Origin of the sequence: Ruegeria lacuscaerulensis (genome assembly GCF_013034685.1) — a bacterium.
GTDB lineage: Bacteria > Pseudomonadota > Alphaproteobacteria > Rhodobacterales > Rhodobacteraceae > Ruegeria > Ruegeria lacuscaerulensis_B.
On the sequence record NZ_WQGO01000001.1, the window covers coordinates 408418 to 431086 of the forward strand.

23 protein-coding genes are annotated in these 22669 nt (G+C 58.4%); 8 read left to right on the forward strand and 15 right to left on the reverse strand.

Features of this window, described 5'->3' with window-relative positions; translation table 11 throughout:
- The first annotated feature begins 41 nt into the window (after positions 1 to 41).
- On the forward strand, positions 42 to 605 hold the full coding sequence (locus tag GOV80_RS02045; protein ID WP_170782664.1) for an LOG family protein: 564 nt from the start codon (positions 42 to 44) through the stop codon (positions 603 to 605).
- 35 nt (positions 606 to 640) lie between these two features.
- Here the strand turns inward: GOV80_RS02045 and GOV80_RS02050 are convergent, their stop codons facing one another.
- Positions 641 to 1093 carry a host attachment family protein gene (locus tag GOV80_RS02050; protein WP_170782665.1) on the reverse strand — a complete coding sequence of 151 codons (453 nt, stop codon included), beginning with the start codon at positions 1091 to 1093 and terminating at the stop codon, positions 641 to 643.
- Between the two features lie 206 nt (positions 1094 to 1299).
- On the opposite strand from GOV80_RS02050, the gene GOV80_RS02055 reads away from it, so the two are divergent.
- Positions 1300 to 1641 carry a hypothetical protein gene (locus tag GOV80_RS02055; RefSeq protein WP_170782666.1) on the forward strand — a complete coding sequence of 114 codons (342 nt, stop codon included), beginning with the start codon at positions 1300 to 1302 and terminating at the stop codon, positions 1639 to 1641.
- A gap of 924 nt (positions 1642 to 2565) precedes the next feature.
- On the opposite strand, the gene GOV80_RS02060 is transcribed toward GOV80_RS02055, so the two are convergent.
- A complete protein-coding gene (locus tag GOV80_RS02060) occupies positions 2566 to 3165 on the reverse strand; it encodes a superoxide dismutase (protein WP_170782667.1) in 600 nt (199 codons plus the stop codon).
- 100 nt (positions 3166 to 3265) lie between these two features.
- On the opposite strand from GOV80_RS02060, the gene GOV80_RS02065 reads away from it, so the two are divergent.
- Positions 3266 to 4027 (forward strand): FkbM family methyltransferase, encoded by a 762-nt coding sequence (locus tag GOV80_RS02065; protein WP_170770396.1) that lies wholly within the window; start codon positions 3266 to 3268, stop codon positions 4025 to 4027.
- A 23-nt stretch (positions 4028 to 4050) separates the two neighbouring features.
- Here the strand turns inward: GOV80_RS02065 and GOV80_RS02070 are convergent, their stop codons facing one another.
- The 7 genes from GOV80_RS02070 to GOV80_RS02100 all read right to left on the reverse strand — a co-directional run bounded on the left by GOV80_RS02070 (position 4051) and on the right by GOV80_RS02100 (position 10978).
- The gene (locus GOV80_RS02070) at positions 4051 to 4494 is read right to left on the reverse strand and encodes a hypothetical protein (protein WP_170782668.1); all 444 of its coding nucleotides are present in this window, start codon (positions 4492 to 4494) and stop codon (positions 4051 to 4053) included.
- Between the two features lie 21 nt (positions 4495 to 4515).
- Entirely contained in the window at positions 4516 to 4995 is a 480-nt protein-coding gene (locus GOV80_RS02075; protein WP_170782669.1) for a hypothetical protein, read from the reverse strand.
- 19 nt (positions 4996 to 5014) lie between these two features.
- Positions 5015 to 5491, reverse strand: a complete 477-nt coding sequence (locus GOV80_RS02080) for a hypothetical protein (protein WP_170770390.1) — start codon at positions 5489 to 5491, stop codon at positions 5015 to 5017.
- A gap of 193 nt (positions 5492 to 5684) precedes the next feature.
- On the reverse strand, positions 5685 to 6251 hold the full coding sequence (locus tag GOV80_RS02085; RefSeq protein WP_170770388.1) for a sarcosine oxidase subunit gamma: 567 nt from the start codon (positions 6249 to 6251) through the stop codon (positions 5685 to 5687).
- Entirely contained in the window at positions 6244 to 9273 is a 3030-nt protein-coding gene (locus tag GOV80_RS02090) for a sarcosine oxidase subunit alpha family protein (RefSeq protein WP_170782670.1), read from the reverse strand. Before GOV80_RS02090 ends, GOV80_RS02085 begins: the two co-directional genes overlap by 8 nt.
- Positions 9274 to 9316: 43 nt before the next feature.
- Positions 9317 to 9646 (reverse strand): sarcosine oxidase subunit delta, encoded by a 330-nt coding sequence (locus tag GOV80_RS02095; protein WP_170770384.1) that lies wholly within the window; start codon positions 9644 to 9646, stop codon positions 9317 to 9319.
- Positions 9647 to 9733: 87 nt separating this feature from the next.
- Positions 9734 to 10978, reverse strand: a complete 1245-nt coding sequence (locus tag GOV80_RS02100; RefSeq protein WP_170770382.1) for a sarcosine oxidase subunit beta family protein — start codon at positions 10976 to 10978, stop codon at positions 9734 to 9736.
- A 196-nt stretch (positions 10979 to 11174) separates the two neighbouring features.
- On the opposite strand from GOV80_RS02100, the gene ccmI reads away from it, so the two are divergent.
- Genes ccmI through GOV80_RS02115 form a run of 3 tightly spaced genes read left to right on the forward strand, consistent with a single transcriptional unit; the run spans position 11175 to position 13105 of the window.
- Positions 11175 to 12395 (forward strand): c-type cytochrome biogenesis protein CcmI, encoded by a 1221-nt coding sequence (gene ccmI, locus GOV80_RS02105; RefSeq protein WP_170770380.1) that lies wholly within the window; start codon positions 11175 to 11177, stop codon positions 12393 to 12395.
- On the forward strand, positions 12392 to 12856 hold the full coding sequence (gene ruvX / locus GOV80_RS02110; protein WP_170770378.1) for a Holliday junction resolvase RuvX: 465 nt from the start codon (positions 12392 to 12394) through the stop codon (positions 12854 to 12856). The genes ccmI and ruvX overlap by 4 nt, the downstream gene beginning before the upstream one ends.
- A gap of 15 nt (positions 12857 to 12871) precedes the next feature.
- The gene (locus GOV80_RS02115) at positions 12872 to 13105 is read left to right on the forward strand and encodes a DUF1289 domain-containing protein (RefSeq protein WP_170770376.1); all 234 of its coding nucleotides are present in this window, start codon (positions 12872 to 12874) and stop codon (positions 13103 to 13105) included.
- Between the two features lie 249 nt (positions 13106 to 13354).
- On the opposite strand, the gene GOV80_RS02120 is transcribed toward GOV80_RS02115, so the two are convergent.
- The 6 genes from GOV80_RS02120 to GOV80_RS02145 all read right to left on the reverse strand — a co-directional run bounded on the left by GOV80_RS02120 (position 13355) and on the right by GOV80_RS02145 (position 19771).
- On the reverse strand, positions 13355 to 14083 hold the full coding sequence (locus GOV80_RS02120; protein WP_170770374.1) for a SpoIIAA family protein: 729 nt from the start codon (positions 14081 to 14083) through the stop codon (positions 13355 to 13357).
- A 36-nt stretch (positions 14084 to 14119) separates the two neighbouring features.
- A complete protein-coding gene (locus tag GOV80_RS02125) occupies positions 14120 to 14899 on the reverse strand; it encodes a phytanoyl-CoA dioxygenase family protein (protein ID WP_170782671.1) in 780 nt (259 codons plus the stop codon).
- Positions 14899 to 15723 (reverse strand): sulfite exporter TauE/SafE family protein, encoded by an 825-nt coding sequence (locus tag GOV80_RS02130; RefSeq protein ID WP_170770369.1) that lies wholly within the window; start codon positions 15721 to 15723, stop codon positions 14899 to 14901. Before GOV80_RS02130 ends, GOV80_RS02125 begins: the two co-directional genes overlap by 1 nt.
- 39 nt (positions 15724 to 15762) lie before the next feature.
- Complete coding sequence (gene dusA / locus GOV80_RS02135; protein ID WP_336510108.1) at positions 15763 to 16758, reverse strand: tRNA dihydrouridine(20/20a) synthase DusA; 996 nt, start codon at positions 16756 to 16758, stop codon at positions 15763 to 15765.
- Between the two features lie 164 nt (positions 16759 to 16922).
- Complete coding sequence (locus GOV80_RS02140; RefSeq protein WP_170782672.1) at positions 16923 to 18980, reverse strand: adenylate/guanylate cyclase domain-containing protein; 2058 nt, start codon at positions 18978 to 18980, stop codon at positions 16923 to 16925.
- A 188-nt stretch (positions 18981 to 19168) separates the two neighbouring features.
- On the reverse strand, positions 19169 to 19771 hold the full coding sequence (locus GOV80_RS02145; RefSeq protein ID WP_170770365.1) for a TetR/AcrR family transcriptional regulator: 603 nt from the start codon (positions 19769 to 19771) through the stop codon (positions 19169 to 19171).
- A gap of 141 nt (positions 19772 to 19912) precedes the next feature.
- Here GOV80_RS02145 and GOV80_RS02150 point away from each other — a divergent pair, with 141 nt between their 5' ends.
- Together GOV80_RS02150 and GOV80_RS02155 are read left to right on the forward strand one after the other, a co-directional pair.
- Positions 19913 to 20377 carry a (2Fe-2S)-binding protein gene (locus GOV80_RS02150; protein ID WP_170770363.1) on the forward strand — a complete coding sequence of 155 codons (465 nt, stop codon included), beginning with the start codon at positions 19913 to 19915 and terminating at the stop codon, positions 20375 to 20377.
- Positions 20378 to 20380: 3 nt separating this feature from the next.
- Positions 20381 to 22567, forward strand: coding sequence for a xanthine dehydrogenase family protein molybdopterin-binding subunit (locus GOV80_RS02155; protein WP_170782673.1), 2187 nt, complete (start codon positions 20381 to 20383; stop codon positions 22565 to 22567).
- Positions 22568 to 22669 lie beyond the last annotated feature (102 nt).

The window sequence follows — 22669 nt, forward strand, 5'->3', positions numbered from 1 at the left end:
AGGGGTCAAAACCCCAGATACAACCCCGGAGAGCCTATATAATGACCCAGAAATCTGTCTGTGTGTATTGCGGGTCACGCAATGGTGTTAATGCGGCTTATGCGCAGGCTGCAAACCGGTTCGGACAGTTGCTGGCGCAAGAGGGCTGGCGACTGGTCTATGGCGCCGGAGATGTAGGTCTGATGGGCGAGGTTGCCCGCGCCACGCAGGACGCTGGTGGCGACACGTTCGGCGTCATCCCCGTGCACCTGCTGCAACGCGAGGTTGGCAAGACCGATCTGACCCGCTTTGTCGTGACCGAAACGATGCACGAGCGCAAAAAGGTCATGATCATGAACGCGGATGCGGTCGTTGTGCTGCCTGGCGGCCCTGGCTCGCTTGACGAGCTGTTCGAGGCGCTGACATGGCGGCAGTTGGGCCTGCATGACAAACCCATTCTGGTGATAAATGTGGATGGCTACTGGGACGCGCTGCACGATCTTGTGCAGCAGGTCATAGGTCAGGGCTTTGCTGATGCATCGCTGGGTGATTTCATCACATGGGTCGATGGGCCGGATGCAGCCATGGCCAATCTGCGGCATTTGTTGGAACCCAGCATAGGGTAAGCAGGCGACCACGTCACCTGCTTTCAAAACTCCGCTTAAATCGCTGGTTTCAAACGATTGATCAGCACCTGCTCGACCTTGTGGAGCGGATGATTTGTCAACGTCTTGTCGACCTCGGCGACCACTTTGCTCAGCACCTCTCCATGAAGGCGACGGCGCAACAGGCCCAGAACATGCGGACTGGCGACCAAAACAAGGCGTTGATACGCGCCTTTCAGCCCCTTGCGGTTCAACAGATTGGCCACATCCTGCACGAACAGGGATTTCGCATGCGCTTTCCACTTGGGTTCTTCAACGGCAGATTTCTGGTTCGGACCCGCATCCGCCCGCCGCCCGGCGCGATCTGAGGGCTTGCTGCTGGCCCCATCGGTTTCTTCAACAGAGACAACCACCAGATTGGGGTCTTCGGCGTCGGTGATATTCTCCATGAACAAAGCCTTTTCGCCATCCGCGATGACAATCCAAGTTCCCTGTGAAAGTGCGACCATCGTGATCTCCTGCTATGGTTTTATGTGACCATCCCTTGTTCAACAGGCATAGGTATCCTGTTGCGCACCAACGGTTTTTCCGCGCGCTGTTTGAGTATTTTTAGTAGATTGGCGGTTCTCTCCCTCCGCCTAATATAGCTAGGGACGACCGGGGCCCGTACAATACTCGTTCAGATTAATTCGAATTTATCAGCGGGAAACCACCGATGGGTGAGCCAGATGCTTCCAAGCGTCAGCAGGCCTTCCAACAAAAAAGACTGGCTGCCCTTTTTCGAGCAATTCAACAACGTCTTAGCGGGCGCAGCAAACTGCGTGCTCTCGCGTCTGCCAGTTCAGCCTTCAGCTTGGCGCCTGAACAAAAAACCGAACGTTTAAAATTTACTGGACCGGTCGTTCACCCGCCAGAAAGTCAGTCATTTGGTGGCGCGTATTTTCCTTGGTCAACATCACCGCTCCATAAACGCGCTATTCTGGAAACTGTTTTCCTGTCAAAATTGAATTCTAATTTCTGCTTTGGAGGAGCGCCGTTCTTTTCTGTAAACATATAGTCACCAACATTCTCCCGATTGCTGGGACGAGATTTCCACAAATCCGTGAACTGTGGCAGTCGCTCGTCCAGCGCACTGGCCAAATCATCAAGTTCATCTTCAATTTTGAAAACGCGGGTAGAATTTGATCGACTAACTGCGCGAGCATATGAAGAAAGCCGATAGTAGCGTGACCAAACTTCGAACTTTGACTTAGAGCGGCGCCACAACCATCCTTGTGACGTACCGTATAGCCAATCCGATTGGCTTAAGTAACCACATTGCGGATCGTAAGCAGAATCCCACCATGGCCGTCCATTGCTGTCATATCTTGAGAACTTAAAATGCGACCTGACTCTTAGCCAAGGATTTCGGATGGTGGTAAACACAAATGCGTCGTCTAGCGAAACTCCAAGAGAACTGAGTTTATTTTCTATAGCTCGGCGGTCGGGATGCTCCTCCCAGTCCACAGAGCCGACCACAGCGAAGTCAGTGTGTCTCTCGTAGGTAATGTCATGTAAAAAGCAATAGTCGTGCAACGCATTACACATTGTCACGCTCCCGGCTTTCGGAGCGTTTAGGTAGAGAACCTTGTGCTTTGGAAGCCAGATCATTTCGTAGAAACCTTTACTTCCAAAGTACTGGGAGAACACGATTATACATTCGGGCGTTGTGTACTACAATGGCCTCTTGCTCTTGAAATCGTAGCGCCAGGACGCGTGCCCTAAGTGGAACAAGGGCGAGGCTGTTGCCACTTACTAAGTGCGTGGCTGACGGCGTTCTGTGCTTATGAATTAGCTAATCTTCGCTGTGGGCTCGAACCTCGCATCAGAACGGCAAAGCGCTGCGGACAGTCGGTCATCTTGAACGCTCCGCCGTTCAATCAAAAAAGGCCCACTCGCTTACGCAAGCAGGCCTTTCAATAACATATAACCGGTCAGCCGATCACATCCGCGAGGCGACGTTTTCCCAGTTCACCAGATTGTCCAGGAAGTTGCTCAGATACGCGGGGCGCTTGTTGCGGAAGTCGATGTAGTACGAATGCTCCCACACATCACAACCCAGCAGGGCGGTCTGACCAAAACACAGCGGGTTCACGCCGTTCTCGGTCTTGGTCACGGCCAGCGCGCCGTCAGCGTTCTTGACCAGCCACGCCCAGCCCGAGCCGAACTGACCGGCACCTGCCGCGCTGAACTGCGATTTGAATTCGTCAACCGAACCAAAGCTCTCAACCAAAGCCTTCTCCAGCTCGCCGGGCATGGCATTGTCGCCGGGGCCCATCATCTCCCAGAACTGGTTGTGGTTCCACAGCTGGCTGATGTTGTTGAAGATACCATTCTGGGCGACAGCATTTGCGTCATAGGTGCCCACGATGATCTCTTCCAGCGACTTGCCGTCCCATTCGGTTCCGGCGATCAGCTTGTTGCCGTTGTCGACATAGGCCTTGTGGTGCAGGTCGTGGTGATATTCCAATGTTTCCGCGGACATGCCCTTGGCTGCCAGCGCGTCATGTGCATAAGGAAGATCAGGAAGTTCAAAAGCCATCTCGGCCCCCTGTTGAAATGATTGTTGCGGTTCCAAAGGTTAAATGCTTTGGCAACGGCCATAGGTCAAGGGCAGAGACAAGAAAACCCGGAGGTCCGCGATGCTGACACAGGCGCGCAAGATGTTTTACCGCGCCCGCGGGTACTATGCTGGGTCCCTGAATGGTGAAGCGTTTCACCTGGATCCCTATCACTCGAAATTCTGGCGCAAGGCAACTGCAGGAAAGTGGGAGCCAGAGACATTCGCGGTTCTGGATGAGCACCTTTCACCCGACCGCGACTATCTGGATATCGGTGCGTGGATCGGGCCAACGGTTCTGTATGGCGCACGCCGTGCACGGCAGGTCTGGTGTTTCGAGCCTGATCCCACGGCGTTCCGCTATCTGGCGTGGAACCTGGATCTGAATGACATCCGCAATGTCTCGGCCTTTGGGGTGGCCTTGTCGGATCAGTTCGGCGTCGCCCGTATGGCCTCAGTCCGGGGTGAGCCCGGCGATTCCACCAGCTCGCTGCTGCATGATGGCGCTCATGGTACTGACGCGCTGACCATTGCTTGGGATCAATTCCAGGCGGTGAATGACCTGTCCCAAGTGTCACTGGTCAAGATGGATATTGAGGGCGCCGAATTCACCGTGCTGCCCAGCCTGATATCATTTCTGGAGGAACACCGTCCGGCCCTGTACCTGTCGACCCACGCGCCTTTGTTGCCAGAGGAGCAGCGCGCTGACAGGATGGCAGCATTGGCGCAGCTCTTGTCATTCTATAAGTCCTGCAAGGATGCGACCGGGGCCGAGGTCGGATTGCAGTCCTTTACCTCAGCCCCTGCCCTGACCGGTTTCCAAACATTCCTTCTGAACGGCTAAATGCCAATCTGACGTTCCTTCGTTCAATACAGGTTCGGACTGGGAACCGGCTTACACCGTCCGACACCACTGGGGCGGTTTACAACGTCCACCATTGGAAACCGGGCTGTCATGTCAAACCTGTTTGTCTTCGGGTCGAGACGCGCCATGTAGGACACCCGAAGCTTTTGGGTCGTGCTGGTCGACAGCGTCACTTTCCATTGCATCTGATACTGCTCTTTTCGGTTGACCTTGAATTTTGTGTCCATCGGTTTTTCATCCGACCAGCCTTTGTATTCGTTGTACGAGGCAATCGCCCCATCGTAGGCGCGCGCGCGCTTGTTGTCCGCATCCACGCTCAGCAATACCCGAGGGGGAATCCAGCCCTGCGCTTCCATGCTATGCAATTCACAGTCATAGTTTACAATTTCCGCCTGAGCCATTGTTCCGGCGATAGAAAATGCCAGCGCGACGAGTGCAACTTTCATCTATATTTTTCCTTCATTTGGTTAATTTGGTGTAGTAACTGCTCTGCAATTCCCCTCTGCGAAACCGGAACGTGAAAATACAGCAAGGTAGGATTCCGACCGGGCTGTCGCTTTCATATTTTTGCGATCCAAGAAAACCGCGAACTCTTGATCCTTCAGATCAACAACGTCCGAGCGTGATGCACTGGAAGAAAGAGTGCGCCCTGTATCAGAATAGACATAGTCTTTTCCGGACCACGCGATTGACAGGTTTCGGACGCCGTCGCGCTTGATGCGGGCGTGCCCTGGCAGTGTTTCGACATTTGGCAGCTGCACCTCGTGAAGATAGGCAGACCGGCCATATTCATCGACTGAAAAGACAAGATGCTGAGGCGTAGGGCTGCCGACAATACCCGGACCGAAATCGCACTCGAACGTCTCTTTGAAAGTTTGAGAGAGTGAAGCGACCGGGATGATGGTTAAAGCACCAATGAGAGCAATTGCGCTTGAATTTGGCCTCACTTGCCAACCCTTTCGCTATTCAACTTGAAAACTCAATCTCAACGCAGGTCCCGTTCGCATTGCCATCATGGGACGTCTGCACATTGGATCTTGAACTCGCAATTGCGCGCATAGTCTGGCGATTCAAAAAGATTGAAAATTCTTGACGCCCAATATCCAGAACTTTGGTTCTGGGGTCGCCAACCCTGGTACGACGACCGTTTTCGGAAAACGTATACGGCTCGCCGAACCAACTGAATGAAAGTAGACGATAGCTGGTTCTGTTGATCGAAGCCCAGGTTTTCGGAGTATTGATTCCCTGCATTTCAACTTCGTGAAGCACAACCGAATGTTGACTTTCATCAACTGAAAAAACGACTCGCGTTGGTGTTGGACGGTTTACCAGGCCTTTACCGAAGACACATTCAAACGATTCTGCATATGTCTCGGAAGCGGCAAAGTTTGGCAGGCTCAGACCGGCAATGAAGCCATACACAAGTAATTTTGAAATTCTCATTACCGACGTCACTATTAATATTTCGTCTATTGCTACTGCATAGGTCAGGCACCCGCAATGGGGGAAAAACGTAGCACGGCACGACAATAAATTGTGCTGCAAAGTAGGCTTTACCGACTAATTGGGCGCTCAAAAAGAAAGGCCACCAGTACAAGACATGGTGGCCCTACTTCAAAACGATAAAGGTTCAGATTCAGTAGATCCCGACCTCGCTGCCCGGTTGTGCGGCCACTTTAAGCAAGTTGAACGCGTAATCCGCAGCCGAACGGAAACAGACAACGCGGAAAGTCTCAGTGTCGTCCATCCAGAACGCCCCTGCGATCTGTGCAAGGCGCGAGCGGCGGATTTGACCGGGTTGGAAGGCCTCGGCCGACAGCTCGACCGGGGCAATTTTTCCCAGAACCTCGCGGGCACTGGTGCCCGAGACACGGAACACAGCCCGCGCGTCCGACACGTTTACAGCCAACGAATGGGTGCCGCTTAGTGTCTTGGTCATGGCCGCCAGCTTGGCGTCGACTTCGGCATAGGGCACCAGCACTAGCAATTCGTCCGAGGACATCCAGCACACGCCGGACTCACCTTCCACGAAAGCTTCGCGCTGACCGGGCATTTTTTGCCCGGTTGCGTCTTTGACGGCCTTCGCCAGCGCCTTATCGGACAGATCGCCGCGCAGCGTGATCATGCCTTGCAGGCCGCATTCTTCGACTTTGGCGATGCCCTCAAAGCTGGCGTGGTTCAGTGCGCTGATGGGTTCAGACATTCTGCTTCTCCCCGTCCTTGTCGTAAAAGATCGGGTCAACGATCTTGGCTTTGTAGGTTTTGCCGTCGGTGCCCGGGAACTCGACAATCTCGCCCATCCGGTCAGGACCGTGCTTGATCAGGCCCATGGCGATGCCTTTGCCCAGATTGGCCGAGTAATAGGTCGAGGTCACGCGCCCGATCATGTTGCGCTGACCGTTGGCATTGACGCCTTCGCCCACCGCATAGGCACCATCGGGAAGGACAGAACCATCCACAGTCTCAAGCCCGACCAGTTTCCAGCGGTCCGGATCGGCCATGTGGCTGCGTGTATGAGCGCGCTTGCCCAGATAGTCCTCTTTCTTTTTCGACAGCGCCCAGTGCAGCCCCAGATCCTGCGGGATCACGGTGCCGTCTGTCTCGTCGCCGATCATGATAAAGCCCTTCTCGGCCCGCAGGATGTGCAGACATTCGGTGCCGTAAGGCATCACGCCGAATTCTTTGCCCGCGTCCATCAGAGCGTCCCAGAAGGCCTGACCCTGAGATGCGGGTACCGCGATTTCATAGGACAGTTCACCCGAGAACGAGATGCGGTAAGCCCGCGCATCGAACGCGCCGATCTTGCCGTCACGCCATTCCATGAAAGGCAGCGCTTCTTTCGAGACATCCATGCCGCCGCCTGCTTGGGCGTTCAACTTCTCCAGCACCTTGCGGGCGTTGGGGCCAACAACAGCAACCTGCGCGTATTGCTCGGTGACGTTCGCGACATAGACTTTCCAGTCCCACCACTCGGTCTGCAGCCATTCTTCCATGTGACCATGGATACGCTCGGCACCGCCGGTGGTGGTGTGGCACAGCCATGTATCTTCGTCGATCCGCGCGACAACACCGTCGTCGATCAGGAAGCCGTTCTCTGAACACATCAGGCCATAGCGGCATTTGCCGACCTTCAGCGTGGACATCATGTTAGTGTACATCATGTCCAGGAACTTGCCCGCATCGGGCCCTTTGACGATCAGCTTACCCAATGTCGAGGCGTCCAGCAGGCCGAGGTTTTCACGGGTATTCTTCACCTCGCGATTGACCGCGTCATGCACGGACTCACCGGGACGGACATAGGCATAGGTCCGACGCCAATGGCCCACCGGCTCCCAATCGGCACCGTTCTTGTCGTGCCAGTTGTGCATCGGGGTTTGACGGATCGGCTGGAACACCTCACCGCGTGCCTCACCGCCGATCGACGCCAGCGAGATGGGCGTATAAGGCGGGCGGAAGGTAGTGGTGCCGACCTTCGGAATCTCTGAATCCAAGGCATCAGCAAGGATCGCCAAGCCATTGATGTTGCTCAACTTACCTTGGTCGGTCGCCATGCCCAGCGTGGTGTAACGCTTGGTGTGTTCGACGCTTTCGTAACCTTCGCGCGCCGCCAGCTGAACGTCGGATACTTTGACGTCGTTCTGGAAATCCAGCCAGGATTTCATCCGCAGCCCGATCTCGGCATTCGCCGGCATCAGCCAGACCGCCGCCATCGGAGCCTCAGCCGTGGTCTCACCGACCGGGGCCTTGGTGCGCTTCGCTGTGAACCCGGCCGCCTTGGCCGCTGCTTTACCCGCCGCATCCGCGTCGGTCAGAACATCGCCCAGCGCCAGCGGACCATTCGACGAGCCCGCGGCCAGCACGAACCCTTCACCATCAGCGCCCAGAGGAGGCCGCGACGGGTCAGGCCGGAAATGCGCCTGCGCCTCATCCCAGATCAATTTGCCGCCGCAATGCGACCACATATGCACGACCGGAGACCAGCCGCCCGACATGGCGACCGCGTCGCACTCGACCTCTTCGCGTGCACCGCCGATGCCTTCCTGATTGCACAGTTCGACCTTTTTGACGCGTTTGCCGCCCTTGACCTTGGCAATGGCTTTGCCCGGATCGACCTGAATGCCAAGCTGGCGCGCCTCATCGGCCAGCGGTCCGGCTGTCGTGCGCGCATCCACGATACGCAGAACCTCGACACCGGCCTGTTTCAGGATGATCGCAGTGCGATAAGCGTCATCATTGTTGGTCGCAACGATTACGCGGTCGCCGGGGGTCACGCCCCAGTTCACCACATAGTCGCGCATGGCCGAGGCCAGCATCACGCCCGGCACATCGTTGCCCGCAAAGGACAGCGGACGCTCGATCGCGCCGGTGGCAGTTACAACCTGTTTGGCGCGGATGCGCCACAGCCGGTGACGTGGGCCCTGAGTGCCCGGCTTGTGGTCGGTCAAACGCTCATATCCCAGCACGTAACCGTGGTCATAAACCCCGGCCCCCATGCAACGATTGCGCATCGTGACGTTGTCCATTGCTTCGAGTTCGGAAACCAATTGTTCCACGAACTTATCCACAGGCTCATCATTGATCGTACCACCGTCAACCGGAGCCCGGCCACCCCAATGGGCAGTCTGCTCGATCAGCATGACTTTGGCACCGGACGCGGCTGCCACTTTCGCAGCCTGAAGACCCGCTACACCGCCGCCGATTACCAGAACATCGGTGAAGTGGTAGAAGTGCTCGTACGTGTCCGCATCGCGGTTGTCCTTGTCAGGCGCTTTGCCAAGACCCGCGGACTGACGGATGAACGGCTCGTAGACGTGTTTCCAGAACGGCTTGGGATGAATGAACATCTTGTAGTAGAAGCCCGCCGGCAAGAAGCGCGACAGGTGGGTGTTGATCGACCCGATGTCAAACTCGAGGTTCGGCCAGTGGTTCTGCGAGATCGACGTCAAGCCATTGAACAGCTCGGTCGTGGTTGCGCGCTGGTTCGGCTCGAACCGGTTGCCCTGCCCCAGACCGACCAGAGCGTTCGGCTCTTCCGCGCCGCTGGCGACAACGCCGCGCGGACGGTGATATTTGAACGATCGGCCCATCATCATTTGATCATTGGCCAGCAGGGCCGAGGCCAGCGTGTCGCCCTCATAGCCCTGCATCGAGGTGCCGTTGAAACTGAATGTAACCTGTTTCGACCGGTCGATCAGCCGGCCTTGATTTGCGAGACGGGTGCTCATGTTGCGGACCTTTCGCAGGCGGAATTACGGGTGGCTGGGCGGATCATTCGAACTCTCTCCAGGTCCAGCCGGGGCGCTTGGCGGTGATCGCCTCGCGGATTTCTTGCGGTGGCTCGGTGGTCTGAGCGGAATAGGTACCGAAGACTTCGAGCGTGTCGGTCGCACGCGCCGCGTGGAACCACTTTCCGCAACCATTGGCGTGGCGCCAGCGTTCGAAGTGAACGCCTTTGGGGTTTTCACGCATGAACAGGTAGTCGTGGAACTCATCATCCGACGAGCCGGGGCCATAGCGCTTGAGATGCGCCTCGCCGCCAGCGGCCAGTTCGGTTTCTTCGGCATCGACGCCGCAATATGGGCAATTCAGGATCAGCATCTGGTCATCCTTTCGGCAGCAGGTACACGGCAGTGTCCTGCGAAATCAGCGTGTCGGGCGCGTAAGATTTTTCGACGAAAAATCTCATCAGTGCGCCACCCCGGCGGCGACGCTTTCGTCGATGAAGCGGCCCTCTTTAAAACGGTCCATCGTGAAGGCTTCGGTCAGCGGCGAATGACCCGTGGCCATCAGCTGCGCCATACCCCAGCCCGAGCCCGGAATGGCCTTGAAGCCGCCCGTGCCCCAACCAGCGTTGATAAAGCATCCACCCAGAGGCGTTTTCGACAGGATGGGTGAGCGGTCGCCGGTCATGTCCACAATACCGCCCCACTGGCGCAACATCTTGAGGCGCGAGATCATCGGGAAGGTCTCGACCAGCGCCCGCACGGTTTCCTCGATATGATGGAACGAACCGCGCTGGGTGAAGTTGTTGTAAGCGTCAGTGCCGCCACCGATGACCATCTCACCCTTGTCGGATTGCGACATGTAGCCGTGCACAGTGTTGGCCATCACAACCACGTCCATGCAGGGTTTGATCGGCTCGGACACCAGCGCCTGCAGCGCCACGGCCTCAAGCGGCAAACGGAAGCCCGCCATCTCGGCCAGCTGACCGGAATGGCCCGCGACCACAATGCCCAGCTTGTCACAGTCGATCGCGCCTTTGGTGGTGTCGACGCCCACAACGCGGCCATTTTCCTGACGCACGCCGGTGACTTCGCATTGCTGGATGATGTCCATTCCCATGGCCGAACAGGCTCGGGCGTAACCCCAGGCCACCGCATCGTGACGCGCGGTACCACCGCGTTCCTGCCAAAGACCGCCCAAAACCGGATAGCGCGGCCCGTCCAGATTGATGATCGGCACCAGCTCTTTGACGCGCTCGGGCGTGATCCACTCGGTCTTCACGCCTTGCAACGCGTTGGCATGGGCCGTGCGTTGATAGCCGCGGATCTCGTGCTGTGTCTGCGCCAACATGATTACGCCGCGCGGGCTGAACATGATATTGTAGTTCAGATCCTGGCTCAGATCCTCGTAGAGGCTGCGTGCCTTTTCGTACAACGCCGCCGACGGGTCCTGCAAATAGTTCGACCGGATGATGGTCGTGTTCCGGCCGGTATTGCCGCCACCCAGCCAGCCTTTTTCGATCACGGCGACATTCTGAATGCCGTAATTTTTACCCAAGTAATACGCCGTAGCCAAACCATGACCACCGGCACCGACGATGATCACGTCGTATTTCTTCTTAGGCTCGGGCGAACGCCAAGCGCGTTCCCACCCGGTGTGATAGCGCAGCGCTTCACGCGCCACAGCAAAGGCTGAATAGTGTTTCATAAGCGAATCCATCCGGTTCGGTGATTGTGCGAAGGTATGCCGCGTAACGACACTATACCCCTGCCGTTCAACGCCGTAATATCGCACTATTGCGACATAGCGCCCAATATTGCGTGTTGTAATCGTCTCGCGGCCATTTGTCCCTTTTTTCTACGCGCCTGCAGGTCTAAGTCAGGGCAGCTATACTGGAGCTGTCATGACTTTCTGGGCCCTCTTGATCCTCACCGCGCTGCTGATTGCCGCGTTCCTTGGCTATGCGATGTTCAGGGGGCGTAAAAACCGTGAACCCGCCGCAGCCTACGACCTGCGTGTGTATCGCGAGCAACTGGCAGGTGTTGATCGCGATCTGGCGCGGGGCGTCGTCAGCGAAGCGGACGCAGAACGTGTGCGAACCGAAATCTCGCGCCGCATTCTGGCCGCTGACGCGCAGATGCAGGCGCAAACGGATCAGGATGGACCGCCGCTCTGGGCCAATGTCGTCGCAATCTCGGTCGTTGCTGCCGTTTTAGTAGGCGGCGGATTCTGGATGTATCGTCAGATGGGCGCGGCCGGACTACCGGATCAGCCACTGGAGCTGCGCAAGGAGATGGCCGAAGCCTTACGGGCCGACCGCCCCAGCCAGGCTCAGGTCGAGGCCGACCTACCCGCCGCTCCACAGCCGCAACTGGACGAAAGCTACGCTGCCCTACTGGAGCAATTGCGTGAGACAGTCTCGGCACGCCCCGACGACCTGCAAGGCCATATCCTGCTGGCGCAACATGAGGCAAACGCAGGGAATTTCCGGGCTGCCTACGCCGCGCAGCAGCGGGTGATCGAACTTTCCGGTGACGCCGCTCCGGCGGATGCCTATTCGCATCTGGCCGAGATGATGATCCTGTCGGCCAATGGCTATGTCTCGCCCGAGGCGGAAGAGGCGTTGAAGCAGGCATTGCAGCGTGATCCGCGTCATGGCCCTGCAAACTACTATCTGGGGCAAATGATGGTTCAGGTCGGACGTCCTGACATCGGCTATCGCATCTGGATCGACGCCCTGCGCGTCGCCCCACCCGGCGCGCCTTGGGTCGAGGCCATCTACGCCCAGCTTGACGATCTGGCTTTCCGGGCAGGCGTGTTTAACCCGCCAAATATCCCGGCACCGTCCGGCCCTAGCCGTGAAGACATCGACGCCGCCGCGGCTTTGACGCCAGAGGAACGGCAAGAAATGATCCAAGGCATGGTCAACCAGCTGTCAGATCGTCTGGCCACCGAAGGCGGTCCGGTCGAGGATTGGGCGCAGCTTATTGCCGCTTTGGGGGTTCTGGGTGAAGGCCAGCGCGCGATTGATATCATGAAAGAAGCCGTGGACATCTTTGCAGGCGATACCGAGGCGCTGGAACTGCTTGACGCAGCCGCGTTTCAGGCCGGGATCGCGCAATGATCCACGACGCGTTTGAAGATTTCGCATCGGCTCTTGCACCAATGACGGCGCTGATGGGGCTGGATCTGGGGGAAAAGACCATTGGGGTCGCGGTCTCGGACCGGATGCGCGGCGTGGCCAGCCCTCTGGAGACTGTTCGACGCAAGAAATTCACGCTCGATTCCGCACGCCTGCTAGAGCTGATTGCAGAACGTGAAATTGGCGGAGTTATTCTGGGCCTGCCGAAAAACATGGACGGATCCGAAGGCCCCCGGTGCCAGTCTACCCGCGCTTTTGCCCGCAATATGATGCGTCTGATCGATGTCCCCATCGGGTTCTGGGACGAACGCCTCAGCACTGTTGCGGCAGAAAAAGCACTGCTTGAGGCGGATACGACACGAAAACGTCGCGGACAGGTTATTGATCACGTCGCCGCCGGTTATATCTTGCAAGGAGCGCTGGACAGGCTGCGCTTTCTGTAAGGACGGATGACGCCTATGACAAACATGGTCTGGAAACGGAATGAGGTCGAAAGCCCTTGTGTCCAGATTTGCGTCGTGCACCCGACAGAGCGGATCTGCACCGGCTGCTATCGCACCATCGACGAGATCTCGCGCTGGTCCAAGATGGACAGTTCCGAACGTGCCGAGATCATGGAGTCCCTGCCCGACCGCAAGCCGCAGCTTGCAAAACGGCGGGGCGGACGGTCGGCGCGTCTGAACAAATCCTGACCCTACCTCCCCGGTTCCCGACCCCTGTGCCGCGCCTGCGCCGTTGCAGGTTGGTCTGAACTCCGAGGGGGTCAAGTTCGAAGACATTTTGTGAGTGAGTGGCAACCCACAACGGCGCGTTTCGGCATTTTTGTTGCCCCGCGTGGTCGACGGGGCAAACATTGGGACACTAGATTTTTTCTGACTGGTCAATCAAGAACAACATGTCGCCAAATGGGCTGACTTGGCGTCAATCCGCCGATCCTGACACTAGCCAGCGGCAAGCCAGGTCTTTGCGTTATCTATCTCTTCTGCCGGGAAAAACTGGGTACGCGCACCCAGCACATGGCTTGCGACGCGTTGCGCCAGATGTTGCCACGCCTTGTCGCCCACGATAGCCGCGCGATCCAGCCGTCCGATATGGCCGCTTGCCAGTCGGAAATGCGCAGCTAAAGCCGTAAGGCCCCGCCAGCCGTCAAAAGCGCTGAGGTCGATCAGCAGACGAAACCCGGTCTTGTCGCGCAGCAGATCGTCCAGATGCGCCCCGGCCTTTTGGTATTCGTCGGGGTCCAGCTTGCCCAACAGGCTGATCTGAACACAGGGTCCGCCCAAATCGGTCACATGGATCGAGCCCAAGGATTCGCGCAACCACCGCCGCGCCTCTTCGATATCGGCCAGTTCGAAAACCTGCATTGGACAGGGCATGATCGGCGCGGCCAGACGAGTGCTGGTCTGCACCCACCCCTGATCAGCCACCACGGCGATCCGATCAAAGCCGCGCCAATGGCTGAGACCCAGCTTGGTATCCGACCACGCCGCCCCCAGGTCATAGCCCTTGAACTCGGGCTGAACGACGGCCATCAGGCGCACGGTCTCATGCTCTGCCAGCGCCGCTTCGATCGCTGGAACAAGCGTTTCGCTGTAATCGGTGCTGGTGACTTCGCCGGACAGCTCGACCTCAATCTGCGCGCCGTCCGAACTTGTGTGAACCGTAATCATACCCCTAAACCTCCAAACCAAAACAATGGCGGCAGGTTACGGAGATTCGATCCACTCGGCCACACCCCCTGCGCATTCGGGGCGGAAATAGGCAATCATCCGACCGTCCGGCCCAGCATTTGCACCATCCGGCCACGGCGCGACCCCGTGCAGGCAATGGCGATGCAGCAAATACGCCTCGCCAGGTTTGGCGGTCAGTTCGATACGCGGGCAGGTGTCGAACACCTCGCGTCGGGCGGTTTGGTAGATGTCGGTGATATCCACCTCGTGCAGCCTGTCGCGGGGGTGATCCATCAGTGCTTCTGCAAAAGCGGCGCGCAGGATTTTATGGCTGCCCTCCCACAGAACCATGGGTGAGGCATCAGCACTGGCATCGGTCAGCGGTATTCCCAATATCCACGCGTGCGGCTCATCCACGCGGCGGCGGCGGTCCGGTCCCGTCGGGCGCAGACCATCCACATGCGCCGCATCCCGATTGCGTCGATACCGCGCTGCCGCCTCATTCTCGCCCCGGCGCGGTTTGGGGTAGCCGGGATAGATGATCGAGACCTGACCTTTGTGCAAGGGCAGTGTTCCGTACTGTTCGACAATAAACCCCATGGCCTGCCCGGACAGGACATCCGACTGCCCGACCCGTCCCTGCGCATCATTGTCCAGTGCATCTACGCCGATGAACCAAGTGCCCTCGCAATCCACCCATTGTGCATGGGCCGGATCCGCCACCGAGGCGCGTGCCTGTGGCAAAGCGTGCCGCACCCAATCAGCCAAAACCGGATCATAGGGGAACTTCACCCAGCCCCTCTCGTGGAAATCCATCACAGCCCCACCGCCTTGCGCAGCATGTTCAGCGCGACCAATGTCAGAAAGACCGCAAAGACCCTTTTGAGTGGTTTCGGGTCCATCGCATGGGCCAGTTTTACGCCCCAAGGCGCCGTAATCATGGTCATTGCGACCACGATGGCGAAAGCAACCAGATTGACCGCGCCGATGGTCAGCGGCGGGCGGTGTTCGGGCGCGATGCCCAGAAACAGAAAGCCGATGACCGACGGCACGGCGATGATTACACCAAACCCGGCAGCCGTCGCGACGGCACGGTGAATTGGCGTGTTGAACAGGCTCATAAGCGGCACGCCGAAACTGCCCCCTCCGATGCCCATCAGGACCGACAGGAACCCAACGCCCGGAGATAGGACCGCACGCCGCACGCCCTTGGGCATCGCGTCACCTAGCCGCCATTCCGACTTGCCCAACCCCAAATAGGCCCCTATTACCATCCCAAGTACGCCGAACAGCGCCTGCAATGCCTCGGTTCGCAGGGCCGACGCCACCATCACGCCGAGGATTGCGCCCAGCGCGATGCCCGGCCCCCAGCCTTGCAGGATCGACCAATCCACCGCACCTTTCTTGTTATGGGCCAGAACCGAGCGGATTGACGTGACAATGATTGTGGCCAGCGAAGTTGCAAGACACAGCTGCATCAGTTGCGGACCGCCATAACCAAGCGTTTGAAACGCATAGAAAAAGGCCGGAACCAGAACGATCCCACCGCCAACACCCAGCAATCCGGCCAACACGCCCGCGAACGCTCCGATCACAAGCAAAAGTGCCAGCATCTGAACCAGCAACATCGTCTCTGGCATCTTTCCCCCATCCCGACCCAAAGGCCGCGTTTTGAATTCTCACGCGTCAGTCAAAGGCGCAACGCGGTCGAGCGCCTGCAACATGACCTCAGGCCCTGCCCCGTCCTGCACGGCCCCTTCGGACAAGGCCCGTCGCCAGGCACGCGCGCCGGGACGCCCAGCGAACAGACCCAGCATATGGCGGGTGATCTGATGCAAACGCCCCCCCGCGGCAAGGTGCTGCTCGACATATGGCACTATTTTTTTGACCACATCGATCGCATCGGCGGCCCGCCCGGTCCCGTAGATCAGCGGGTCCGCCTCTGCCAGAATATCGGTGGGCTGGTGATAGGCAGCTCGGCCGATCATGACACCATCCAGCCCCTGATCCAGATGCTCTTGCGCCTGATTCAGCGAGATGATGCCGCCATTGATCGACACATGCATATCGCTGAACTGCGTCTTCATCCGGTGCACCAAATCATAATCGAGCGGCGGGATATCGCGGTTTTCCTTGGGGCTGAGCCCCTGCAGCCACGCCTTGCGCGCATGAATGGTGACGCGTTCGCACCCTGCCGCGCGTATGGCCTGAAGAAAGGCGGGCAGAACCTGCTCCGGGTCTTGATCATCAACGCCGATCCGGCATTTGACCGTGACCTCGACATCGACCGCCTCGCGCATCGCGGCCACGCATTCGGCCACGCGGGCCGGGTCTTTCATCAGCACCGCGCCGAATGTGCCCGATTTCACGCGGTCCGACGGGCAGCCGCAGTTCAGATTGATCTCATCGTACCCGACCTCGCCTCCCAGACGCGCGGCTTTCGCCAGTTCGGCGGGGTCCGACCCACCCAGTTGCAGCGCTACGGGATGTTCCTGCGGGCTATAGTCCAACAGATGCAGCGCCCCGCCGCGTACCAGAGCGGGGGCCGTGACCATCTCGGTGTAAAGCAGGGTCTCGGCGCTCAGCAGACGGTGCAGATACCGGCAATGGCGGTCTGTCCAATCCATCATGGGGGCCACGCTCAGGCGCGCTGCATTTCGTATTTCGTTCGTCACCAGGTTCGCCTTACACGCTCAAGAAAGGCACCTTTACAAAGCATTTGGTGCCGAATTGCCGATTCGAGTGCGGCACCCTTTATCACATACGCTCGAAACGAACAGCAGCAGGCGACGAAACGCGGCCGCATTCGATCAAGGCCGGTCAACAGGCGAAAAGCGCGTCAGTACTTTTCCGTATGGGTCACAGCGCGCCACCCCTTGGGCAAAGGGGCGCTCAGCAACTCATGCGCGCGGGTTTTCATGACAACCGACGCGGGGTCGCCGCCACGCAGTTGATCTGCCGCCTCAAACGCTGCAATCGCCTGCTCGAACCGTTTGGCCCGGTAATGTGCCAGCCCTTGTTCGTAGGCCAAAATCCAGTCGTCAGGGGCGTCGAACCCATCTCTCATGCCGATCAGCTCATAAACCACCAGCTCCTGATCCCGCCCAAAGAGGGTCAGTGTGTCCAGTTCCCGCACGACAATCGCATCGCCCGCCTCGCGCCGCGTTTCCGGGCCGATCAGGATCAAAGTACCAAAAGACCGGTTCGCCCCTTCCAACCGGCTGGCCACATTCACCACATCACCGATGGCCGTATAGTTGAGCCGCTGTTCCGAACCGATATTGCCCACCAGAGCTTCACCACTGTTCAAACCGATGCGCACACGCAGGGGGTGCCCAGCGTCGTCCACGATACCGGCCTCATCGACAGCGGCGATCAGGTCCAACGCGGCGCGGCAAGCATTTTCGGCGTGATCGGCATCGGTACGCGGAGCGCCCCAGAACGCCATTACCGCATCCCCCATGAACTTGTCGATGGTGCCGTCATGGCGAGTAATCGCGGTCGATGCCGCGCTGAAAAACGGCTCCATCAATTGTACGATGCGCGGACCCAGCTTTTCGGACAGCCCAGTGAAGCCGGTCACATCGCAAAACAGGACTGAGATCCGTTTTATGTCCCCGCCCGGTTGCGATTTGATGCCCTCGGCAACCAGCATGCGCACTAGATCGGTCGGGACATATTTGCGAAAAGCCGACAAACCGGCCGCCATGCTCGCAGTTGCAGCAGACAGATTGGCCAGTTCGGACAGCTTCGAGGGCCTGCGCGAGATCTCTTCGACGTCAAACCGTTCGATTTTGTTTAGGTCTTCGGCGATGCGCGCCAGCGGTTTGGCCACAATGCTGCGTGCCAGCCAGATCGTCGACCCGATGGCCAAAGTCACCACGACGATAAGAATATACAGCAGGTTGATCAGCGTCTTGTCGATCCCTGACAAGAACGCAGATTCCGGTATCACCGTGGCCACCCGCCATCCATAAAACCCCAGCGGGGTCAGTGCGACCGCGTAGGGAACCCCGTCGATCACCACCCTCTGGTTCTGGCTGCCCGCCGCTTTGGCCTTGGAGCCGCCTAAAAGCTGTTCGCCCGAGATCATGGCAACTTCGTAAAGTTCGCCTTCGCCCATCCGCGCAGGCGTCACCTCATCCGCTTCTTGATCAGGAACAGCGATGACCTTGCCATCCGCGTCCAGAATAAAGGCCGCCCCGAACTCACCGGGGTTCAAAGTGGCCAGAAAGCGCGAAAGCCGGTCCGTTTCGATCGCGACGGCCAAGACACCTTCGCGTCTGCGGTTCACATCGACAGGTCCAGCAAACGCGTAAACGGTTTTGTTGCTGCCCGGCAAATCACGTGCTTCGATCCACCCCTGAGAGTTCAGACCCATGAAATTCCCAAACCACGCGTGGTCACGGGGGTCATAAGTGGTCTCCGAAAAGGTGCGCGCCTCAAACTGAATGTCGCCGGGGATGAAAATATACTGGTCCTTACGCAACATGCGGTCGTGGATTTGGTCGTCAATTTCGACCATCTCAAGCCCACCATCACCCAGACGATGCGAGGCAAAGAAATTGCCGTCCGGCCAGCCAAAGAAAATCCACGAGATGTTGGGCTGTGCCTGCAATTGCGACAGAAACACGAATTCGCGCTTATCGGCCTGACGGGTCTCAATAACGTTTTGCACAAAGATCGTACGCACCGCCGCCCAGGCGGCCTCGGCCGAGCCCAGCGTCGCGCCCACCTCGGTACGCACGGTATTGGCGATCTGCGTGTTGATTTCTGCAGCCAGCATGCGGCTGTTATCGCGCGCCGTCGTCCACCACAAGGAATGGACCACAAACGTCGAGACGCCGATCGAGAAGGCAACCAGGATTGAGACAGCGATGCCGACGCTAAGTCGCATGAACGCTCCGAAAAAGTAACGTTTGACACAGTATTCCGTTCAGAACGGAAAAGAAGCAAAGCTTACTTTGATTTTGCGCGAAAATCTCACGCAAGTGTTAAAGATGCGTCATCACGCGTCATCGGCAAACCTGCAAGCAGAGGTAGAAACACCCGCGCAGGATTGCCACGCCGCAACCGCGCTGTGGATCACTGGCCATAGCGGCTCAGGATCATCTCAACGCTGCTGTTGATCGTGTCGGTCATTTCGGCCTCGCTCAGGACACTGCCGGTGAACACCATCGGCCAGAACGCCCGCGCCTTGATCAATCCGATGAACTCCTGCCCGGCGGCGTCGGGGTCGTCGATTTGCAACTGGCCGTCCTCTGACGCGTCCCGCAACATCCGAATGAACACCGAGGTCTTGTCCAGTTTGCCCTGCGCTGCCGCCGCAAGTTCGGGACTGCGCAAAACTTCGCTGATCACCATACGCGACATTGCCATCACCTCGGGCAGCATCAGAATACGCCCTTCGGCCCAAGCCAGTTCAGTCAGTTGCTCGCGGATATCGCGGCCCTTTTCATAGCGGATATCCAGCACACCGGCGAACCGGTTCGACAGCTCCACCACGATAGACCGGAACAAATTTTCTTTGCTTTCGAAATACTTGTACAATGTGCGCTTGGACACTTCGGCGCGAGCAGACACACGGTCCATACTGGCCGCCGCGAACCCCTTTTCCTGGAACTCGGCGACGGCAGCTTCGATGATCTGAGCGTGTTTGGCCGCATTCGGCGCGCTGATGTCGTTCATATCTGCAAGCTATAAGCCCATTGACAGAGCAAGGTCAAACACTAGGTAAACGCATGGGTTTACACTGATGGGAGCGTCACCTATTGTAAACCCGCAAGTTTACCAATTCAGGTAACCAGCCCAACATGGAGTATCCCCCTCATGTCACTGACCTTGAAACTGAACGGCCAGACCCACTCGGTCGATGCCGAACCCGGCACGCCCCTTCTGTGGGTGATCCGGGATGAATTGAAGCTGACCGGAACCAAATTCGGCTGCGGCGTCGCGTCCTGCGGTGCGTGCACCGTGCATCTGAATGGCGAGCCCGTGCGCTCGTGCCAAACTTACATCGAAGATGTCGAAGATGCTGAGATCACGACGATCGAGGCCGTCGGCGACGACAAGATCGGTGCCGCAGTCCAGCAGGCCTGGGTCGAACTGGACGTGGTTCAGTGCGGCTATTGCCAGTCTGGCCAAGTGATGTCGGCTGTCGGGTTGCTGTCCGAAAACCCCAAGCCCTCGGCCGAGGAAATTGACGAATACATGTATGGCAACGCCTGTCGCTGTGCCACCTATCAACGCATCCGCGCCGGCGTCCAGCGCGCATCCGAGATTCTGGAGGCCTGATCTATGACCATCAACACCTCTCGCCGTGGGTTTCTGAAAGGCGCCGCTGCTGCCGGTGCCGTGCTGCTGGTCGGCGCCCGCCCCGATGGCGCGCTGGCGGCGGCCTCGTCCGAGACCGCTCAGTTCAACCCCTTCGTGAAAATCGATGCTGATGGCACAGTGACGGCCATCGTGAAGCATTTTGAAAAGGGTCAAGGCCCGGCCACCGGCCTGCCGACGCTGATCGCCGAGGAAATCGGCCTGACCATGGATCAGATCGAATATGAATTCGCGCCGTCGGACCCGAATGTCTATAACAACCTTCTGTTCGGTCCCTTCCAGGGCACCGGCGGGTCGACCGCGATGGCGAATTCCTGGCTGCAATATCGTCAGGCAGGCGCTGCCGCACGCGAGATGCTGATCAACGCCGCCGCCCAAAGCTGGGGCGTGGATGCGTCGGGCATTACCATCGAAGAAGGCATCGTCAAGGCCGGTGACAAGTCCGCTCCGATTGCGGAGTTCGTGGCAGCCGCTGCTCAGCTAGAAGCGCCGGCCGAGCCACGCCTGAAAGACCCGTCCGAGTTCCGCCTGATCGGCAACGCAGCCGTGCGCCGCAAGGACTCGGCTATCAAGGGCAACGGTCAAGCGATGTACGCGATGGATGTGCATCTGCCGAACCAAATGGTCGCGATGATCAAGCGTCCTGAATCCAAGGGCGGAATCGCACTTGGCTTTGATGACAGCGCATCAAAAGAGGTCAAAGGCTATATCAGTGCCGCTGTTCTGCCCAATCAGGCGGGCGTTGCGGTCTATGCCGAAAACACCTGGGCCGCGATCCAGGCGCGTGACGCGCTTGCGGTCGATTGGGACATGTCGGGGGCCGAGACCCGCGACTCGGATCAGATCAGGTCCGAGATCATGGCCGCGCTGGATGCTGAACCCACCTACAACGTGAACAAGGCGGATATTGGAGCGGTTTCGGCAGCCATCGACGGCGCGGATAAGGTGGTCGAAAAGACCTTCTACTTCCCACTGCTGGCCCACGCACCGATGGAGCCGTTGAACTGCACCATCGAACAAACTGCTGAGGGTGACATCGTCCTGCACGACGGCGCACAGATGCCGACGGGCCCGCATATGGCCTATCAGCAGATATTCCAACTGCCACCCGAGAAGATCCACATCAAGACCATGCTGGCTGGTGGTTCCTTTGGCCGTCGCGCCACGCCCGATGCGGACTATCAGGTCGAAGCCGCGCTGGCCTTTGTGGTCACCGATCGCTCGCGCCCAGTGAAACTGGTCTGGACGCGGGAGGATGACATTCGCAGCGGTTACTATCGCCCCGCCTTTGGCCATAAAGTCCGTGTGGGTCTGGATACGGACGGTAATATCGTTGGCTGGCAACATCAGATCGCCGGGCAATCAGTGATAAAAGGCACCGCGTTCGAGGCCGTTCTGGTGCATGACGGCGTCGATCACAGCTCGGTCGAAGGTGTGACTGACAGCCCATATGCCATTCCTGGAATGGCCGTTGGCCTGACCGACACACCCAAGGCGACAACGGTTTTGTGGTGGCGCTCGGTGGGTCATACCCATACAGCCTATGCGATGGAAACCATGATGGACCTAGTGGCCGAAGCCGCAGGTCGTGACCCGGTTGAATTCCGTCTGGCCCACCTCTCCGACAGCACAAACCCCGATCAACAACGTAAGGCCGCCGTTCTGAAACTGGCGGTCGAAAAGGCGGGTTGGGGCAACGTACCCACGGGGCGCTCTCAGGGGATAGCGGTGCATAAATCCTTTGGGTCTTATGCGGCTGAAGTCGTTGAAATCTCGGGCGATCCGGAAAACGGCATCAAGATCGAAAAGGTCACCTGTGCCGTGGATTGCGGCATCGCGGTGAACCCCGACGTGGTCAAAGCGCAGATGGAAGGCGGCATAGGCTATGGCATCGGCCATGTGATGCGCGACCAGATCACGCTGACAAGCGGGGCGGTCGATCAGTCCAACTTCCCGGATTACGAGCCGCTGCGCATCAGTGATATCGCCGCCATCGACGTGCATATCGTGCCGTCCGCCGAGGCGCCGACTGGCGTGGGCGAACCCGGAACGCCCCCGTCCGCACCGGCGCTGGCAAATGCGATCCACGCGATGTCAGGCGTTCTGGTGGCCGAGCATCCGATGGCTGAAAACGGTGTCAGCTTCGCCTGACCCCCTGCCCCGCGCCGCCTGAACCCGGCGCGGGCTTAATTTGATCAAATTTCGTGACAAGGCGCGCCGTGTCGACTAAACCTCGGGAGAACCACAATGATG

Bases quoted from the DNA above. Each gene is read 5' to 3' on its own strand.
- GOV80_RS02045 (WP_170782664.1), top strand. From the start codon at position 42: ATGACCCAGAAATCTGTCTGTGTGTATTGCGGGTCACGCAATGGTGTT.
- GOV80_RS02050 (WP_170782665.1), bottom strand. From the start codon at position 1,093: ATGGTCGCACTTTCACAGGGAACTTGGATTGTCATCGCGGATGGCGAA.
- GOV80_RS02055 (WP_170782666.1), top strand. From the start codon at position 1,300: ATGGGTGAGCCAGATGCTTCCAAGCGTCAGCAGGCCTTCCAACAAAAA.
- GOV80_RS02060 (WP_170782667.1), bottom strand. From the start codon at position 3,165: ATGGCTTTTGAACTTCCTGATCTTCCTTATGCACATGACGCGCTGGCA.
- GOV80_RS02065 (WP_170770396.1), top strand. From the start codon at position 3,266: ATGCTGACACAGGCGCGCAAGATGTTTTACCGCGCCCGCGGGTACTAT.
- GOV80_RS02070 (WP_170782668.1), bottom strand. From the start codon at position 4,494: ATGAAAGTTGCACTCGTCGCGCTGGCATTTTCTATCGCCGGAACAATG.
- GOV80_RS02080 (WP_170770390.1), bottom strand. From the start codon at position 5,491: ATGAGAATTTCAAAATTACTTGTGTATGGCTTCATTGCCGGTCTGAGC.
- GOV80_RS02085 (WP_170770388.1), bottom strand. From the start codon at position 6,251: ATGTCTGAACCCATCAGCGCACTGAACCACGCCAGCTTTGAGGGCATC.
- GOV80_RS02090 (WP_170782670.1), bottom strand. From the start codon at position 9,273: ATGAGCACCCGTCTCGCAAATCAAGGCCGGCTGATCGACCGGTCGAAA.
- GOV80_RS02095 (WP_170770384.1), bottom strand. From the start codon at position 9,646: ATGCTGATCCTGAATTGCCCATATTGCGGCGTCGATGCCGAAGAAACC.
- GOV80_RS02100 (WP_170770382.1), bottom strand. From the start codon at position 10,978: ATGAAACACTATTCAGCCTTTGCTGTGGCGCGTGAAGCGCTGCGCTAT.
- ccmI (WP_170770380.1), top strand. From the start codon at position 11,175: ATGACTTTCTGGGCCCTCTTGATCCTCACCGCGCTGCTGATTGCCGCG.
- ruvX (WP_170770378.1), top strand. From the start codon at position 12,392: ATGATCCACGACGCGTTTGAAGATTTCGCATCGGCTCTTGCACCAATG.
- GOV80_RS02115 (WP_170770376.1), top strand. From the start codon at position 12,872: ATGACAAACATGGTCTGGAAACGGAATGAGGTCGAAAGCCCTTGTGTC.
- GOV80_RS02120 (WP_170770374.1), bottom strand. From the start codon at position 14,083: ATGATTACGGTTCACACAAGTTCGGACGGCGCGCAGATTGAGGTCGAG.
- GOV80_RS02125 (WP_170782671.1), bottom strand. From the start codon at position 14,899: ATGGATTTCCACGAGAGGGGCTGGGTGAAGTTCCCCTATGATCCGGTT.
- GOV80_RS02130 (WP_170770369.1), bottom strand. From the start codon at position 15,723: ATGCCAGAGACGATGTTGCTGGTTCAGATGCTGGCACTTTTGCTTGTG.
- GOV80_RS02140 (WP_170782672.1), bottom strand. From the start codon at position 18,980: ATGCGACTTAGCGTCGGCATCGCTGTCTCAATCCTGGTTGCCTTCTCG.
- GOV80_RS02145 (WP_170770365.1), bottom strand. From the start codon at position 19,771: ATGAACGACATCAGCGCGCCGAATGCGGCCAAACACGCTCAGATCATC.
- GOV80_RS02150 (WP_170770363.1), top strand. From the start codon at position 19,913: ATGTCACTGACCTTGAAACTGAACGGCCAGACCCACTCGGTCGATGCC.
- GOV80_RS02155 (WP_170782673.1), top strand. From the start codon at position 20,381: ATGACCATCAACACCTCTCGCCGTGGGTTTCTGAAAGGCGCCGCTGCT.